The sequence below is a fragment of the Dermacoccus sp. Tok2021 genome, from assembly GCF_019895135.1.
Taxonomy (GTDB): domain Bacteria; phylum Actinomycetota; class Actinomycetes; order Actinomycetales; family Dermatophilaceae; genus Dermacoccus; species Dermacoccus abyssi.
The window spans coordinates 116,638-130,484 of the sequence record NZ_JAGTHU010000004.1; the positions used below are offsets into that span (position 1 = coordinate 116,638).

At 66.8% G+C, this 13,847-nt stretch carries 15 protein-coding genes; 7 read left to right on the forward strand and 8 right to left on the reverse strand.

Features of this window, described 5'->3' with window-relative positions; translation table 11 throughout:
• Positions 1-13 precede the first annotated feature (13 nt).
• Positions 14-463 carry a methylmalonyl-CoA epimerase gene (mce, locus tag K9D12_RS04185; protein ID WP_129662742.1) on the forward strand — a complete coding sequence of 150 codons (450 nt, stop codon included), beginning with the start codon at positions 14-16 and terminating at the stop codon, positions 461-463.
• Positions 464-1,102: 639 nt separating this feature from the next.
• Here the strand turns inward: mce and K9D12_RS04190 are convergent.
• From K9D12_RS04190 to K9D12_RS04205, 4 genes are all read right to left on the reverse strand, one after another.
• Positions 1,103-1,726 (reverse strand): recombinase family protein, encoded by a 624-nt coding sequence (locus tag K9D12_RS04190; RefSeq protein WP_047312997.1) that lies wholly within the window; start codon positions 1,724-1,726, stop codon positions 1,103-1,105.
• Positions 1,727-1,844: 118 nt separating this feature from the next.
• Positions 1,845-2,663: an AAA family ATPase gene (locus K9D12_RS04195; RefSeq protein ID WP_017836498.1), complete on the reverse strand. Its 819-nt coding sequence runs from the start codon at positions 2,661-2,663 to the stop codon at positions 1,845-1,847.
• Positions 2,660-4,060 carry a Mu transposase C-terminal domain-containing protein gene (locus K9D12_RS04200; protein WP_165357825.1) on the reverse strand — a complete coding sequence of 467 codons (1,401 nt, stop codon included), beginning with the start codon at positions 4,058-4,060 and terminating at the stop codon, positions 2,660-2,662. The genes K9D12_RS04195 and K9D12_RS04200 overlap by 4 nt, the downstream gene beginning before the upstream one ends.
• 1 nt (position 4,061) lies before the next feature.
• A complete protein-coding gene (locus K9D12_RS04205; protein WP_047311302.1) occupies positions 4,062-4,664 on the reverse strand; it encodes a recombinase family protein in 603 nt (200 codons plus the stop codon).
• Positions 4,665-4,996: 332 nt separating this feature from the next.
• Here K9D12_RS04205 and K9D12_RS04210 point away from each other — a divergent pair, with 332 nt between their 5' ends.
• The 4 genes from K9D12_RS04210 to K9D12_RS15230 all read left to right on the forward strand — a co-directional run bounded on the left by K9D12_RS04210 (position 4,997) and on the right by K9D12_RS15230 (position 8,597).
• Positions 4,997-6,496, forward strand: a complete 1,500-nt coding sequence (locus K9D12_RS04210; RefSeq protein ID WP_047310238.1) for an MFS transporter — start codon at positions 4,997-4,999, stop codon at positions 6,494-6,496.
• A 17-nt stretch (positions 6,497-6,513) separates the two neighbouring features.
• On the forward strand, positions 6,514-7,086 hold the full coding sequence (locus tag K9D12_RS04215; protein WP_129662740.1) for a TetR/AcrR family transcriptional regulator: 573 nt from the start codon (positions 6,514-6,516) through the stop codon (positions 7,084-7,086).
• Positions 7,083-7,412, forward strand: a complete 330-nt coding sequence (locus tag K9D12_RS04220; protein ID WP_047310240.1) for a DUF3817 domain-containing protein — start codon at positions 7,083-7,085, stop codon at positions 7,410-7,412. The genes K9D12_RS04215 and K9D12_RS04220 overlap by 4 nt, the downstream gene beginning before the upstream one ends.
• Before the next feature lie 528 nt (positions 7,413-7,940).
• The gene (locus tag K9D12_RS15230; protein WP_129662738.1) at positions 7,941-8,597 is read left to right on the forward strand and encodes an AAA family ATPase; all 657 of its coding nucleotides are present in this window, start codon (positions 7,941-7,943) and stop codon (positions 8,595-8,597) included.
• A gap of 263 nt (positions 8,598-8,860) precedes the next feature.
• Here the strand turns inward: K9D12_RS15230 and K9D12_RS04230 are convergent, their stop codons facing one another.
• Genes K9D12_RS04230 through K9D12_RS04240 form a run of 3 tightly spaced genes read right to left on the reverse strand, consistent with a single transcriptional unit; the run spans position 8,861 to position 11,620 of the window.
• Complete coding sequence (locus tag K9D12_RS04230) at positions 8,861-9,616, reverse strand: alpha/beta hydrolase (RefSeq protein WP_082128583.1); 756 nt, start codon at positions 9,614-9,616, stop codon at positions 8,861-8,863.
• 22 nt (positions 9,617-9,638) lie between these two features.
• Entirely contained in the window at positions 9,639-9,938 is a 300-nt protein-coding gene (locus K9D12_RS04235; RefSeq protein WP_129662736.1) for a hypothetical protein, read from the reverse strand.
• Positions 9,938-11,620, reverse strand: coding sequence for a 3-hydroxybutyryl-CoA dehydrogenase (locus tag K9D12_RS04240; RefSeq protein WP_223059569.1), 1,683 nt, complete (start codon positions 11,618-11,620; stop codon positions 9,938-9,940). Before K9D12_RS04240 ends, K9D12_RS04235 begins: the two co-directional genes overlap by 1 nt.
• 77 nt (positions 11,621-11,697) lie before the next feature.
• Here K9D12_RS04240 and K9D12_RS04245 point away from each other — a divergent pair, with 77 nt between their 5' ends.
• Both K9D12_RS04245 and nucS read left to right on the forward strand, forming a co-directional pair.
• Entirely contained in the window at positions 11,698-12,513 is an 816-nt protein-coding gene (locus tag K9D12_RS04245) for a hypothetical protein (protein ID WP_223059570.1), read from the forward strand.
• Between the two features lie 11 nt (positions 12,514-12,524).
• Positions 12,525-13,220, forward strand: coding sequence for an endonuclease NucS (gene nucS / locus K9D12_RS04250; RefSeq protein ID WP_129662730.1), 696 nt, complete (start codon positions 12,525-12,527; stop codon positions 13,218-13,220).
• Between the two features lie 10 nt (positions 13,221-13,230).
• On the opposite strand, the gene K9D12_RS04255 is transcribed toward nucS, so the two are convergent.
• Positions 13,231-13,617 (reverse strand): STAS domain-containing protein, encoded by a 387-nt coding sequence (locus K9D12_RS04255; RefSeq protein WP_129662728.1) that lies wholly within the window; start codon positions 13,615-13,617, stop codon positions 13,231-13,233.
• Positions 13,618-13,847 lie beyond the last annotated feature (230 nt).

Genomic DNA, 13,847 nt, shown 5'->3' on the forward strand with positions numbered 1-13,847 from the left:
ATATGGTGGGGTCATGACCGACTCTTTCACGCACCTGTTCGAGGCGATCGACCACGTCGGCATCGCGGTGGCCGACCTCGACGACGCGATCGCCTTCTATCGCGACACGTACGGCATGACGCTCGCTCACGAGGAGACCAACGAGGAGCAGGGTGTGCGTGAGGCGATGCTGAGCGTCGGGCCGGCCGATGCCCCGCACAGCCACATCCAGCTGCTCGCGCCGCTGTCGCCGGAGTCGAGCATCGCGAAGTTCCTCGACCGCTCCGGCCCCGGCATGCAGCAACTCGCCTACCGCGTCGCAGACCTTGACGCGGTGAGCGCGACGCTGCGCGAGCGCGGCATGCGGTTCCTCTACGACGCGCCGAAGATCGGCACCGGCGGCAGCCGCATCAACTTCATCCACCCCAAGGATGCCGGCGGCGTGCTCGTCGAACTCGTCGAGCCGGCGGCTGAAGGACACTGAGGCAGCCCATCGTTTCTACCCCAAGGCTCGGCGTCGTATCAAAAACGTTCGTTTGAGCTACCTCGCGCATCCATTGGACGTGACGGCTAGCGGCGCTCGGCACAATGGGTCTGTGACAAGCGATCCGGCATCCAACACCCCAGACCTCAACCGGTACCACCATCGGGTTGCCACGTTGTCTCGGGATGGCCGCGTGTGTGCCTACCTTGGTTGCGAGGTCGGGGCCATGTGGAACGGACGCCCATGGCCCTTCTTTCTAATGGCATGGCCCGATGGCTCGACTGAACCCCCCGAAGAGGACTACGGTCCGGACTGGCCACTCCTCAGAGAGCTCGAGAGCGGAATTTTCGTGGCAGTCGCTCACCCTTCGGAGCGCAGGCAGCGATCGTTTCTTGGTTTACGCCTAGGCTCGATCGTGACGCGTTGGCCTGACGAGGTGCCCTACGCCGTCACCTGGCTCGGAGCTAAAGACTCCGAAGTGGCCTGGGCAAAGCTCGGACTGAAGTGGGGCGGCTAAACGGCCGGCTGTGCCGAAGCCCTCACTTGCGCAGGGTGAGCAAAACGGTCGTTTTTGATGCCGCTGGGGGATGTCCCAACTGACGGCAACGCCTGAGCTCATCGCTAAGGGTGCCGAAACTGTCACGTGTCAGAGGGTTCTGATACCTCCGAGGCAGTGTTGAAGTCACCGTAAGCACCGTTGCCGGCGATGACGTCGTAGATGAGGCGACGTGAGACGCCGAGTTCGCCCGCAAGCTTGGCCTTGTTGGCGCCGTTTGCCGCTGCCTCGCGCACGTGGGCGATCTGTTCGTCGGTGAGGCGGCGGGCGCGGCCCTTGTACACGCCGCGCGCTTTGGCCAGGTCGATTCCTTCGCGTTGGCGTTCGCGGATGAGGGAGCGCTCGAGTTCGGCGACGGCGCCGATGAGTTGGCGTTGGAACGTCGCGAACGGGTCGGCCGCAGCGTCGGGTGAGAAGGTGAGGCGTTCTTTGACGAACTCGACGCTCACTTTGCGTGCGGTGAGGTCGGAGACGATCTGCTCGAGGTCGATGAGTGATCGCGCGAGTCGATCCATCGACGCGACGCGCAACGTGTCACCGCGACGCACGTAGCGCAACGCATCCGCCAGGCCGGCGCGATCGGCTCGGCTCTTGCCGGATTGGTGATCGGTGAACAGCTCGTCGACCGCCCCGAGTGCCTCTAGTTGCCTGGCTAGATTCTGCGACGTCGACGAGACGCGCGCATACCCCACGATTTGACCCGGCATGTCTAGACCCTACGCGCAACATGAGCATTAAGGCCACCGAGGACCCTATTTGCACGCGAGCCTGTGACTTTCGCTGTTAAATGGCGGTGTTCTGTCGATGCTCAGTGGCGGTCTTTGTTCAGGTGGTGCCGATGACGAGGGTGCTGGCGGCGGCTTCGATGACGTCGTTGGTGATGGTGTCGAGCTCGTTGATCTTCAGGACGCGCTCGATCTGCGGGAAGAGCCGCTCCAGCAGTCGGAAGTTCCCGCGGGTGATGCGGGTGATGGAAGCGATGGCTTGCGCGTCGGTGAAGTCCTCGGGGTCGAGGGTCTTGCCCAGGGAGCGCCAGTGGCGCTGGAGGACGAACAGCAGCTCGTCCGTGCCCAGGGGCCGGTATTGGTGGGCGAAGCCGACACGACTGTAGAACTGCGGGTAGTGGCTGAACTGCTTCTCCAGGCCGGGCATGCCGATCAGGATCAAGGCGATGTTGTCGCGGTCGTAGCGATCGCGCAACAGCTCCAGCGCGGTGGGGCGGAGCCGTTCGGACTCATCGACGATGACCAGCTGCACGTGGTTCCTGCCGTGCCGTCGGCCCCACGTCTGCGGGGTGATCTGACCGACTGCCTCCAGATGCTGCTCGATGCAGATATTGGTGCGGGTGATCGCCTGGTCGAGTTCATCCTTCAGCACCCGTGGGGTGGTGAGCACGCTGGGGGTGTAGAGCACGGTACGACTCCGAGCGAGGGCGGCGTAGATCTTGGCGTCGCTGTCGGCGCGCGGACCCCAATAGGTCAGCAGGTCATAGGCCTTCTCCCAGTGGGCGTAGCGGCGCGCGGAGAGTGTCTTGCCCACCCCGGCCGGTCCGAAGCACAGACCGATGGTGTGGCCGCGGCGGACAGCGTCGGCGAACTCGGTGAAGCGGCGGTGCTCTTTGGTCACGATGAAGCGCTGGCTCACCTCAAGTCCTCCTTGTAGACTTTCAGCTTCCGCTTCGGTGCTGGGGCTGGCGGCTCGGCTGTCGATGGCGTCTCAGTGGTGTGCGCGGCTACGACGGCAATGCGTTCATTGATGCCTTGGCGCAGGGCGCGACGGCGCGCGTTGCGGGCAGCCTGGATCTCCTTGAGACTGATCTTCTCGTCGTGATGGTCCTGGTTGACGGCCTTGCACAGGAACTCGTCGTGGTCGAACACGCGGATCTCAGTGATATCGCGCGGGTCGTAGCGGATCACCACCGGCCGTCCGACGTAGCCGGCCAGTGTCGGGGAGACGTAGCGCAGCCCCTGGAAGCGGATGCCATCACGGCGCACCACCCGGGACTGGGCGACCGTGAGCAGCAGCCCGTCGAGGTCTTCCAGGCTCTCGGGCATGCGCGGCAGCCAGCCCTCGGCGATCCACGCGGTGCGCGGCGAGGCGCCGAGCTCGCTGTGGGTCCGGTCGTTGTAGGTGGCCACGAACCCCTCCACCGCGCTGTCGAGCTCGGCCAGGGACAGCTTCGGCGTCGGCGCGGGATGGCCCTCGGTGATGTGGCCGGGCAGGTCAGCGAGAAGCTCGGTGTTGACGGTGCCGAAGAACCGCTCGATCTTGCCCCGGCCCTGGGGACGGGCGACGGTGGAGTGGATCAGCCGGATGTGCAGGTCAACAGCGGTGCCGGCGAGGTGGCGGCTGATGAAGTCACTGCCGTGGTCGACATAGAGCACGTCCGGCAGCCCGCACATCGGCCACGCGGGGTCGCTCTTGTGCCAGATAGCCTGCCGCAGCGCCAGGGCGGTGTTCATCGCGGACGGCGCACCCAGGAAGACGGTGTAGCCGCAGATCGCGCGGGAGCAGTCATCGAGGATCGTCGTCAGCCAGGGGCGGACTGGTTTGCCGTCGGTGCCCACCACGAGAATGTCGAGCAGCGTGTGGTCACTTTGCCACATCGCATTCGGTTGCTCGGCGTGCCGGCGCAGCACCAGTTCGTGCTTGTCCCGGTAGGACGCCGCGCCCTCCAGGGCTAGGGTGACCATGCCCGGATCGAGGGCACCCGCGATCGAGCGGACCACCCCGTAGGAAGGCACCGGCCACCCTCGGGTACCGCAGATGTCGGTGACCTTGCGGTGGATCGTGGCGATCGCGGGCCGGGGCTTGCTGAGCGCCAGGCCCTCGATCAACCGCACGAGCTCCCCGGGCAGATGGTGGGCGCCGGCGTCCGAGCGCTGGCCTGTCTCCAGGCCCGCGTACCCGTCGGCACGGTAGCGGGCGTGCCAGCGCTCCAGGGAGCGCAGGCTGATCCCGGTCTCCCGGGCCAGGGCGCTCAGCGGGATACCGTCCTCGACGTGCAGCCGCAGGATGCGCCACCGCGCCGGCCCGTCCACCTCACACCTGCTCGGCGACGGCCTCGCGGGCACGGGCCGCCTGCCGATGGCGATAGAGCGTCGCCCGGGACCAGCCGACGAGTCGGGCGGCGTCCTCGGCGGTGCGGCCCTTCGCGCGGGCATCGCTCGCGATTTCGAGCTTCTCCGCGATCACGGCCGGGTCGACCGGGGGTCGGCCGAAGCGGGTGCCGTTCTGCTTCGCCGCGGCGATCCCCGCATTGACGCGTTCGGTGATCAGCTCGCGCTCATACTCGGCCAGGGTCGCGAGCATGCCCAGCATCATCCGGCCCGATGTCGTCTCCGGGTCGATCCCGTCCGAGACCGATCTGATCTTCACGCCCTGGCCGCGCAGCAGCGTGACCGTATTCAGGACGTCGAGCAGGGACCGGCCCAGCCGGTCGATGCGCCACACCACCACCGTGTCGCCGTCCTCGGCGTAGTCCAGCAGACGTTTCATCCCCGGTCGCTCGATCGCGGTCCGGCTACCCGAGGTCACATCGGAGAACACGTCCCGCTTCTGCACCCCGCCCTCCACCAGCGCATCGACTTGCAGCTGCGCGTCCTGCGTCGCCGTGCTCACCCGCGTATATCCCAGAAGCCTCATACCCCCAGCATGGTGCAGAAAGTCCTGGAAGTCACCGCCTTGAGGCACTTTCCGTCGAGACGACTTCGCAAGACAATCCCGAGAGCGCGTTCACGCAGGAAGCGAACCTGAGGCCGACCACCCGCTGAAAGTCTCATAAACCTGTACCCAACTGAGGCACCAGCTCGTCCGGTTTTGCCTGCATCGAAGTGCCGCGCCTTCGCTCTAAAACCTTCCAAGCTTCGCCGCCCGCACGCCATGCATAGCGCGCGCCGTGAGTCTCTCCCTCCGTCGACTTAACTACACCATCCATTTGGTACAGTTATGTCGTTCACGACGAGGGGAAGACGCGCATGTCCGCGATGACGAAGAGGCGACGCTGGTCGCTGCTGGTGACGGTTGGAGCAGGTCTGCTGCTGATCACCTTGGATAACTCGATTCTCTACACGGCCCTGCCGACGCTGACTGAGGAACTGCAGGCTTCGAACACACAGAGCCTGTGGATCATCAATGCCTACCCCCTGGTGATGGCGGGGCTGTTGCTGGGCAGCGGAACCCTGGGGGATCGCATCGGCCACACGCGGATGTTTGTTGTCGGCCTGGTGATCTTCGGGTTGGCGTCCCTGCTCGCAGCGTTGGCGCCGTCGCCCGAGGTGCTGATCGGTGCACGCGCTGTGCTCGCTGTCGGTGCGGCAGCGATGATGCCGGCAACCCTGGCACTGATCCGCACGTACTTCACGGTCGAGCGCGAGCGGAATTTTGCGATCGCGATCTGGGGCAGCCTGTCGGTCGTCGGGTCCGCTCTCGGTCCGATTCTCGGCGGCACGCTGCTCGAGTTCTTCTGGTGGGGCTCGGTGTTCCTGGTGAACGTGCCCGTAGTGGCGCTGGCGCTGGTTGCTACCTGGTTGATCCGCCCGGCCAATGACCCGGATCCTTCGAAGCGCTGGGATGCCGTGTCTTCGATACTGGTGATGATCGGGCTCGTCGGAACGGTGGTGGCCATCAAGGAGATCGGCCACGCGCCCCCGTCTGTCGCGACCATTGTTGTTGCGCTGCTCGTTGCTGCCATCGGGTTCTGGCTCTTCGTGCGCCGTCAGCGGCGCCTGGAGAATCCGCTGCTGGAGTTCTCCATCTTCCTCAACCCGGCGTTCAGTGCTGGCGTGCTCGCCGCGGCGTTCGCGATGTTCGCCATCGGTGGCATCCAGCTTGTCACCACGCAACGTTTCCAGCAGGTCGTCGGCTTCAGTCCGCTGGAGGCTGGGCTTTTGGTTGCCGTGATTGCCGTGGGCTCGTTGCCGACAGCGCTCCTGGGTGGTGCCTTCTTGCACCGTGTCGGGCTGCTCGCGCTGATCACCGGTGGTCTCGCCGTCGCCACCGGCGGCGTCGTGGTGACGGTAGTCGGGTTCCAATCATCCTTCGGCGTGCTGGTTCTCGGCCTTCTGGTGACGGGTGCCGGTCTCGGAGCTGCCATGTCGGTCGCTTCCACCGCCATCATCGGGAACGTGCCGGTGCGCCGTGCAGGCATGGCCGCTTCCCTCGAAGAGGTCTCCTACGAGTTCGGCAGCCTCATCGCCGTGTCCGTGCTCGGAAGCCTGCTCACGGCCATCTATACCGCCAGTGTTGTCCTCCCCAACGGTGCACCGGCGGCGGCTGGTGACGGTATCGCTGAGGCACTGGAGGCGGCGCAGGGAGACGCCGCCATCATTCAGGCGGCCTCCACGGCCTTCGACTCCGCGTACCTCGTTGTGATGCTAGTCGTTGCCGGCGTCCTGGCAGCGGCCGCTGTCATCACGGGAGTGCTGCTGCGTCGGTACCTGCCTGGCACGCAGTCACAGCTGCACTCCGAGCACTGACCACGAAAGGACCGCTCATGCGGACCAGCAAACGAGACTCCATCTTCCAAGCCGCCCTCCACGTTGTCGAAACCGACGGCGTCACGGCCGTCACGTACGAATCCGTGGCCGCCGCCTCCGGACTCACCAAAGGTGGGCTGCTCTACCACTTCCCCTCGAAGGACGCCCTGGTGCTCGCGCTGCACGAGCATCTTGCCGAGCGCTGGGACCACGAGATGATCAACGTCCTGGGCAAGGACCCAGACGAGGCAACGCAGGACGAGCGCCTCGCCGCCTACGCCCGCGTGAGCGCTCGCAGCGCCACTGGCCCCGAGCTGCTGCTCATGCTCGAGGCGAGCACCGACAGCGAGCTCAACAAGCCGTGGAGAAGGGTCATCTCCCGATGGATACCCGACCCTGCCGAGATTGACCCGACTGACCCTCGGGCGTTGCAGAAGATGGTCGCGTACCTTGCCGCCGACGGACTCTGGCTTAGCGAATCCGTCGGAGCCGCCCCTCTTCCGCCCGAACTGCGCGCCGCGCTGGCAGAGCACCTCGCCCGCTCCGTCGCGGACGCAGACGAACTCCCGAGCAACGAGGCGAACCAATGAGCGCAAGCACCCAGCAGCGTTATGGACTTCCGCTTGTGGCAAGAGTCTCCATCGTCGCGGCCTTTCTCGAAGCCTTCACCTGGGCTGGTCTGCTCGCCGGGATGTTCCTCAAGTACGTGACGGGCACAACCGACGTCGGTGTCAGCATCTTCGGCGCCCTGCACGGCGGCATCTTCCTCATCTACCTCGCCATAGCGCTCATCACCGCCATCACCCTGCGGTGGCCATGGCGGGTCACAGCTCTCTCGATCATCGCCGCGGTACCGCCACTGACGACCATTCCCCTGGAGATCTGGCTACGTCGACGAGGACACCTCAGCTGCTGACGATGACACTGCCGCCCTCGCATCGGCGGCAGGACTCTCGACCACGGACGGCCAGACCACGCTTGTCATCGGTACCACCAACTAAAGCCGCCACGGAGCATCGACAGAACACCGCCATTTACCGGCGAAGGTCACACGAGCCACATAGAGGAGCAACTGTGCAAATAGGGTGTACTCCACCCGCACACGCCGTTCGTAGACGCCGGAACTCAGGCGCCGACCTGCGCATTTCATCTGCTCACAGCAAGCGTCTCCAAGCCGGGGCGCCCGGGCGGCGGCGACCGGCCTTAGTCAAGGAGAATCTGATCATGCCCAAGACGGAGCGTCGCTCGCCATCGCGCTGGCCACGATCCTTAACTGGAGGCCTCGCCCCGGTGAGCAACCCGCCGTCGCGGCGGGCGGTTTACACCTCGGTCGAGTTTGAGATGATTTGCGTGGCCGCAGCAATGGTCTGGTGGATGCAAAACCACGAATGCCAGCCAGGCCGGAGCGATCTCGTTACGTTACCTAAGGGGCGAGAGGGCGCGCATGACCTTCCACGACGGTGCAGCACATGAGGAACGGATCGGACCGAACCGGGCCGCAACGAGGCTTGTCATCGTGAACGGACTGCCGGGTGCCGGTAAGTCAACGCTGGCCGCGGCACTCGCGCGGGTCTGGTCAGCAACTCTTTTCTCCAAGGACAATCCCAAGGATGTCCTCGCCGGCACCTGCCCAAGTGAACCTGACCCGAGCTGGCTGAGCCGAGAAGCTGAAGACCTCTTGTGGTTCCTCACCGCTCGGAGGCCGCGGGTCATCATCGAGACCTGGTTCGGTGGTCCAGGTCGGGCTGCGGCTGTGGTCGAGCGATTACATGGTTGTGGAATCCTCGCGTCCGAGGTTGTGGAGGTGTGGTGTGAGGTGCCCGTGTACATGGCCAGGGACCGCTTCCTGGCCCGAGCCCGCGGTGATGCCTCGCGTCACCCACGACACTTACAGGCCGGAGCAGAAACAGCCTGGTGGGACACTCTCCATGGGGAGGGGCCACTCGGCATCACCGACGTCGTGCGCGTCGACACAACTGCCCCTCTCGAAGACCAAGCGGTCGAGGAACTGCTGTGGGCGGTCTTGCACCGGACAGCGTTGCCAGCGGACGGGATCAGTCCGCGGTTCGGTCCACCTGCGACGCGGCCTGAACCCAGCTGACGACGTCCGCGAAGACCTGCTCCGCCTCGTCGGTGGTGGTGCCGGTGACGACCACGGTGCCGCGTGACAATCCGGCGTAGCCAAAACGGTCGTTTCTGCACAACCCAAGCTGGGGTGGCTCTGCACGTGGTTATGCCCCGGTCAGGGGGTAGCAGAACGACGTGCAGAACCTCGCGGCGCCGAACGTCAGTGTCGACAACCGGTCCGAGACAGCCACCAAGGGTCCCCGGGCTCACAGAGGCGCCCACCACTTGCGTGTCAATTCAGCCCTCGACCACGAGCGAAGCGTCGACCTCGGTTGGCAGGCCACCCTCGGGCAGCTTCGACGGCGCGACGATGCGCACGATCTCGTCGAGCACGCGCCGCACGTACTTCTCCCCCACCCACAGGTGCTTCGCGCCATCGACGCCGATGACGCGCGCCTGAGGAATGGCGCCGAACCGCTCGCGTGCCTCGTCGGGGCGCAGGTTGTCGTCGAGTTCGGGCACGAGCGCCGTCACCGGCTTGCGCGATTCGGCCCACGCCGCGAGGTGCTCGGGCTGCGACCACCGCAGCGGCGGCGACAGCAGGACCGCGCCCTCGATCGACGGATCGAGCCCGTGCATGAGCGTCAGATCCGTGCCGAAGCTCCACCCCACCAGCCAACGATTGGTCAGCGCCGGCGACTCGTGGAACTCCGCGAACTCAATGGCGGCGGCGACGTCGAACCGCTCACCGTCAGCCGAGTCGAACGCACCCTCCGACGTCCCGCGCGGCGACGACGTGCCACGCGTGTTGAACCGCAGCACCGCGATGTCCGCGAGCGCCGGCAGCCGGTTGGCGGCCTTCTTGTAGACATGGCTGTCCATGAAGCCGCCATGCGTCGGCAGCGGGTGCAGCGTCACGAGTGTGGCCACCGGATCGTTCGACGGCGGCAGCGCCAGTTCACCCACGAGCTTCAGGCCGTCCGCGGTGTGCAACTCGATCTCCTCACGCCGCGCGGCGAGCACAGTGTTGGAGCGGATCTCCTGCATCGTCATGTCGATTCCCTCGTTCGGTGATTCAGCGCCACGAGCCCTGCGGTGGACGCCGGTCACGAGCCTGCCAGCAACTCGTGTGCCAGTGGCGTCGATCGGTCACGTCACCGAGCCGGTCCATCGGCCAGACGACGACGTGCGGCAACGACGACGCGAGTTGCTGCTGGCATCCGGGGCACGTGTAGACCTTGCCCTCGCTGTTGCCCCGCAGCACGCGCACCGTCCAGCGTCCGCCGGCGTAGGTCTGGACGACGTCGACGGGACGGAACGCGCGGCTGACGTCACCGCGCGTCTCGTCCCGTCGTGGTCGGTTACGACGCGGCATCAGCCCCGGAAGGTCCGATCCGCGAGGATGTGCTCGGTGAGCAGCGGCGACGGCACGAGGTGCTGCTCGCCGGTCTCGAAGTACATCTCCGCGAGGACACCGTGCACGTCGTCCGGGCCCGCCTCGTCGAGCAGCTCGAAGAGCCCCTGCGGGTAACCGCAACCGGCCTTCATCGCCGTCTCGATGTCCTCGACCGTGGCGTAGCCGGAGTCGAGCATCTTGGCGGCGTCGTTGAGGTGCGGGTAGAGCAGGGCATCGACGACGAGGCCCGCGCGGTCCTTGCCGACGACCGGCGTCCAACCGGCCGCGACGGCGAGCGAACGCACCGTCTCGACGGCCTCGTCGCTGATGGCGACCGAACGGCCGATCTCGAGCACTTGGCCGGCCCTCTGCTTCTCGTGCAGGACGACGGGCACGACGGTGGCGTCGATCGTCGGGTCGCCCGTGGACGCGGTCTCGACGGATCCCTCGCCGAGCGCAGCGATGACGCCTGCGTCACCGATGGCGTCACGCACAGCGCGCAGCACCGGCTTCGCCCCGATCTCGAGGCCGCTCTCGACGTCGCCGTGCGAGGCGTCGTCTCCACCGCAGCATCCGCCGCCGCAGCAGTCGCCGTCGAGCTCGACCGCGTCCACGGCGAGCGTGACGGCCACGCCCTTGACCGAGGCTGCGTCGTCCGCCGAGACAACCCGGACGACCTCGACGCCGGCGTCGCTCAGCTCCGAGCCGAGGGCGTCGACGAGGTCACCCTCGCCGACGAGACCGACCTTGCCTTCGAGGGGCTTGGCGGGTGCCGTCGTGGCAGCGTCGTCGACCACCGTGCCGGAACCGACACCGTCGTAGGTGTAGAAGCCGTGACCGCTCTTGCGGCCGAGGCGACCGGCCGTCACCAACTGGCGCAGGATCGACGGCGAGGCGACGCTCGGGTCACCCGTGGCGTTGTAGAGCACGCCGCACACCTCGTGGATGACGTCGAGGCCGACGAGGTCGCACAGCGTGAGCGGGCCCATCGGCAGACCGACGCCGGCGGCCATGGCCGCATCGATGTCGGAGCGTGAGGCGAGGCCGGACTCGTAGGCGCGGATGGACCGCGCGAGGTAGGAGACGAGCAGCGCGTTGGCGACGAAGCCGGCGCGGTCGCCGACAACGACCGGCTTCTTGCCGAGGCGCTCGGCCAGCTCGCGGACCTGCTCGACAAGCGTCTCGTCGCTCATGACGGAACGGATGACCTCGACGAGCGGCTGAACCGGCGCCGGATTGAAGAAGTGCATACCGATGACCCGCGACGGCACCTTCGTGGCCCGCGCGATCTCGGTGATCGACAGCGACGAGGTGTTCGTCGCGAGCACGCAGTCCTCCCGAACGATGCCGTCGAGCGTCGTGAAGATCGATTCCTTGATCTCGAGACGCTCCGGAACCGCCTCGATGACGAGGTCGGCGTCCTTCATGGCGGCGAGGTCGTCGCCGAACGAGACGCGGCCGACGATCTCGTCGCGCGCCGCCTCGTCGAGCTTGCCCTTGCTCACCGCACGACCGAGCGACTTCTCGAGGAAGCCCTTGCCGCGCTCGGCCAACTCGGCCGAACCGTCGACGGCGATGACGCTCAAACCGGCCTTCGCAAAGACCTCGACGATGCCCGCACCCATCGTGCCGAGCCCGATGACACCCACTGTGTTGATCATGGTCGCCAGTCTTTCAGATGTGTCGGCGCCACGGGCCGAGGCTCCCGATGCTGCGAGGAAGGTGACACAGTCAGCGCATGCTCCTCGGACTCCTCGGCGCCCTGCTCGCCGCGCTGGCGTACGGAAGCGCCACGATCCTCCAGGCACTCGGCGTGCGTGGACTCCGGGCGGCCCCGGCCGGCAGCACCCTCCTGCAGCGGGCGCGAGCCGGGTGGTTGTACGCCGCGGGCCTGGGACTCGACGTCGTGGCGTTCGCCGCCTCCGTGGGCGCGCTGCGCGCGCTCCCCCTCTTTCTCGTCCAGTCGGTCATTGCATCGTCGGTCGCCGTGACGGCGGTCCTCGCCGTCATCGTGCTGGGCGCCAAACTGACGCGGCGTGAGGTCGCCGCTCTGGCGGTGGTCGCCCTCGGGCTCGTCTGCCTGGCCGCCACCGCCCGGGACACGCCGCCGCACGATCCGCCGTCGTGGCTGGCGCCGGCCCTCGTCGCCGTGGCGGTCCTGCTTGTAGCCGTCGGGGTCCTTGCAGCGCGTCGTCGCGCCAGCTCCGTGCTGGCTGTGGTCGCGGGGCTCGGGTACGGCGGTCTCGCCGTCGGCGCCCGTATCCTGCCGTGGAACGGCAGGCTGGGCGACGCCCTCGCGACCTGGGCACCCTGGGCGCTCGTTCTGCACGCCGTCATCGCGACCGTTGCCTACGGGTTTGCCCTCGACGTTGGCGAAACGACGTCCGTCGCGGCCATCACCTTCGCCCTGGAAACGGTGGCACCATCCCTCGTCGGACTCGCCCTGCTCGGCGACGGGGTGCGGCCGAACACGCAAATCCTGGCCGTCGCGGGCTTCGTCCTCACCCTCGGTGCCTGTATCGCCCTGGCCGGACGCAGCGAGGCGGAAGCGTAGGCTTACTCCTCGTGCGAATCGTGATTGCCGACTGCAGCGTCGACTACGAGGGCCGCCTGCAGGCCCACCTCCCCCTGGCCAAGCGGCTTCTCATGGTCAAGGCCGACGGCTCCGTGCTCGTGCACTCCGACGGAGGCTCGTACAAGCCCCTCAACTGGATGGCACCGCCGTGCGCCATGGCCGAGATCGAGCCCGACGAGGTCGAGACGGTAGAGGGCGTCAGCTCCGTGTGGCTCGTGCAGCACGCCAAGTCCGACGATCGACTGCGGATCAAGCTGTACGACATCCACCACGACAGCGCCCACGAGCTCGGCGTCGACCCTGGCCTTGTCAAGGACGGTGTGGAGGCGCAGTTGCAGAAGCTGCTCGCTCAGCACATCGAGACCCTCGGTTCGGGCTACACGCTCATGCGCCGCGAGTACATGACGGCCATCGGGCCCGTCGACATCATGTGCAAGGACGCCACCGGTGCCACGGTGGCCGTGGAACTCAAGCGGCACGGCACGATCGAAGGCGTCGAACAGCTGACGCGCTATCTCGAACTGCTTAACCGCGACCCGCACCTCGCCCCCGTGTCGGGTGTCTTGGCTGCCCAGACGATCAAGCCCCAGGCCCGAACGCTCGCCGCAGACCGCGGCATCCGCTGCGTCGTGCTCGACTACGACGCCCTCAAGGGAATCGACGACTCCGAGACACGCCTGTTCTGAGCCGGTTCGCTCAGGCGGTGGCGGCGAGCGGGACGAACTGCGTCAGCTCCCGCTCGACCTCGAGGTGACGGTCGAGCTTCGTCGCACACATCAGGCGGCGCAGTCGCGGCGAGGCGTCGGCCACGACCAGTCGCCGTCCTTCGGCAGCAGCGCGGCGGTGAGCTCCGACGATGACGCCGAGGCCCGTGGCGTCCCACACCTCGGCCTCCGAGAGGTGAACGACGAGGTCGCCCTCGCCCGCGCCGATCGCCTGGGTGAGCTCGCTGCGCACCTCACTGCTCGTGCTGGCACAGATCGACCCCACAACACCGAGTTCGGCCCCGTCGACGATGTGGCGCACCTCGGCGGTGCGCTCGCGCGTACGTGCATCGGTCTTGTCTGCAACCGGCTGGGACATGTCGTTCCCCTTCGTGCGTTCAGGACGGGCTCGGGGCGGCGGCGGGCGCCGCTTTGCTTCGCTTACCTCTACTCTGACGCGCGACCCCCACGTGAGGTTCGCCCATTTCGGTAACGAACACATAACGACTGTGAAAGGGCTGTAACGCGACGCTCTCACGCCCAGCTGACGGCGGGGACGGCCACACGCCTGCGCCGACACGGCGGCCCTTCGTCTGGCAGGGTGGAGCC

What these genes read in the sequence shown, in the direction of transcription:
- mce (WP_129662742.1), top strand. Translation starts at nt 14, where the DNA reads ATGACCGACTCTTTCACGCACCTGTTCGAGGCGATCGACCACGTCGGC.
- K9D12_RS04190 (WP_047312997.1), bottom strand. Translation starts at nt 1,726, where the DNA reads ATGCCGGGTCAAATCGTGGGGTATGCGCGCGTCTCGTCGACGTCGCAG.
- K9D12_RS04205 (WP_047311302.1), bottom strand. Translation starts at nt 4,664, where the DNA reads ATGAGGCTTCTGGGATATACGCGGGTGAGCACGGCGACGCAGGACGCG.
- K9D12_RS04210 (WP_047310238.1), top strand. Translation starts at nt 4,997, where the DNA reads ATGTCCGCGATGACGAAGAGGCGACGCTGGTCGCTGCTGGTGACGGTT.
- K9D12_RS04215 (WP_129662740.1), top strand. Translation starts at nt 6,514, where the DNA reads ATGCGGACCAGCAAACGAGACTCCATCTTCCAAGCCGCCCTCCACGTT.
- K9D12_RS04220 (WP_047310240.1), top strand. Translation starts at nt 7,083, where the DNA reads ATGAGCGCAAGCACCCAGCAGCGTTATGGACTTCCGCTTGTGGCAAGA.
- K9D12_RS15230 (WP_129662738.1), top strand. Translation starts at nt 7,941, where the DNA reads ATGACCTTCCACGACGGTGCAGCACATGAGGAACGGATCGGACCGAAC.
- K9D12_RS04230 (WP_082128583.1), bottom strand. Translation starts at nt 9,616, where the DNA reads ATGACGATGCAGGAGATCCGCTCCAACACTGTGCTCGCCGCGCGGCGT.
- K9D12_RS04235 (WP_129662736.1), bottom strand. Translation starts at nt 9,938, where the DNA reads ATGCCGCGTCGTAACCGACCACGACGGGACGAGACGCGCGGTGACGTC.
- K9D12_RS04240 (WP_223059569.1), bottom strand. Translation starts at nt 11,620, where the DNA reads ATGATCAACACAGTGGGTGTCATCGGGCTCGGCACGATGGGTGCGGGC.
- K9D12_RS04245 (WP_223059570.1), top strand. Translation starts at nt 11,698, where the DNA reads ATGCTCCTCGGACTCCTCGGCGCCCTGCTCGCCGCGCTGGCGTACGGA.
- K9D12_RS04255 (WP_129662728.1), bottom strand. Translation starts at nt 13,617, where the DNA reads ATGTCCCAGCCGGTTGCAGACAAGACCGATGCACGTACGCGCGAGCGC.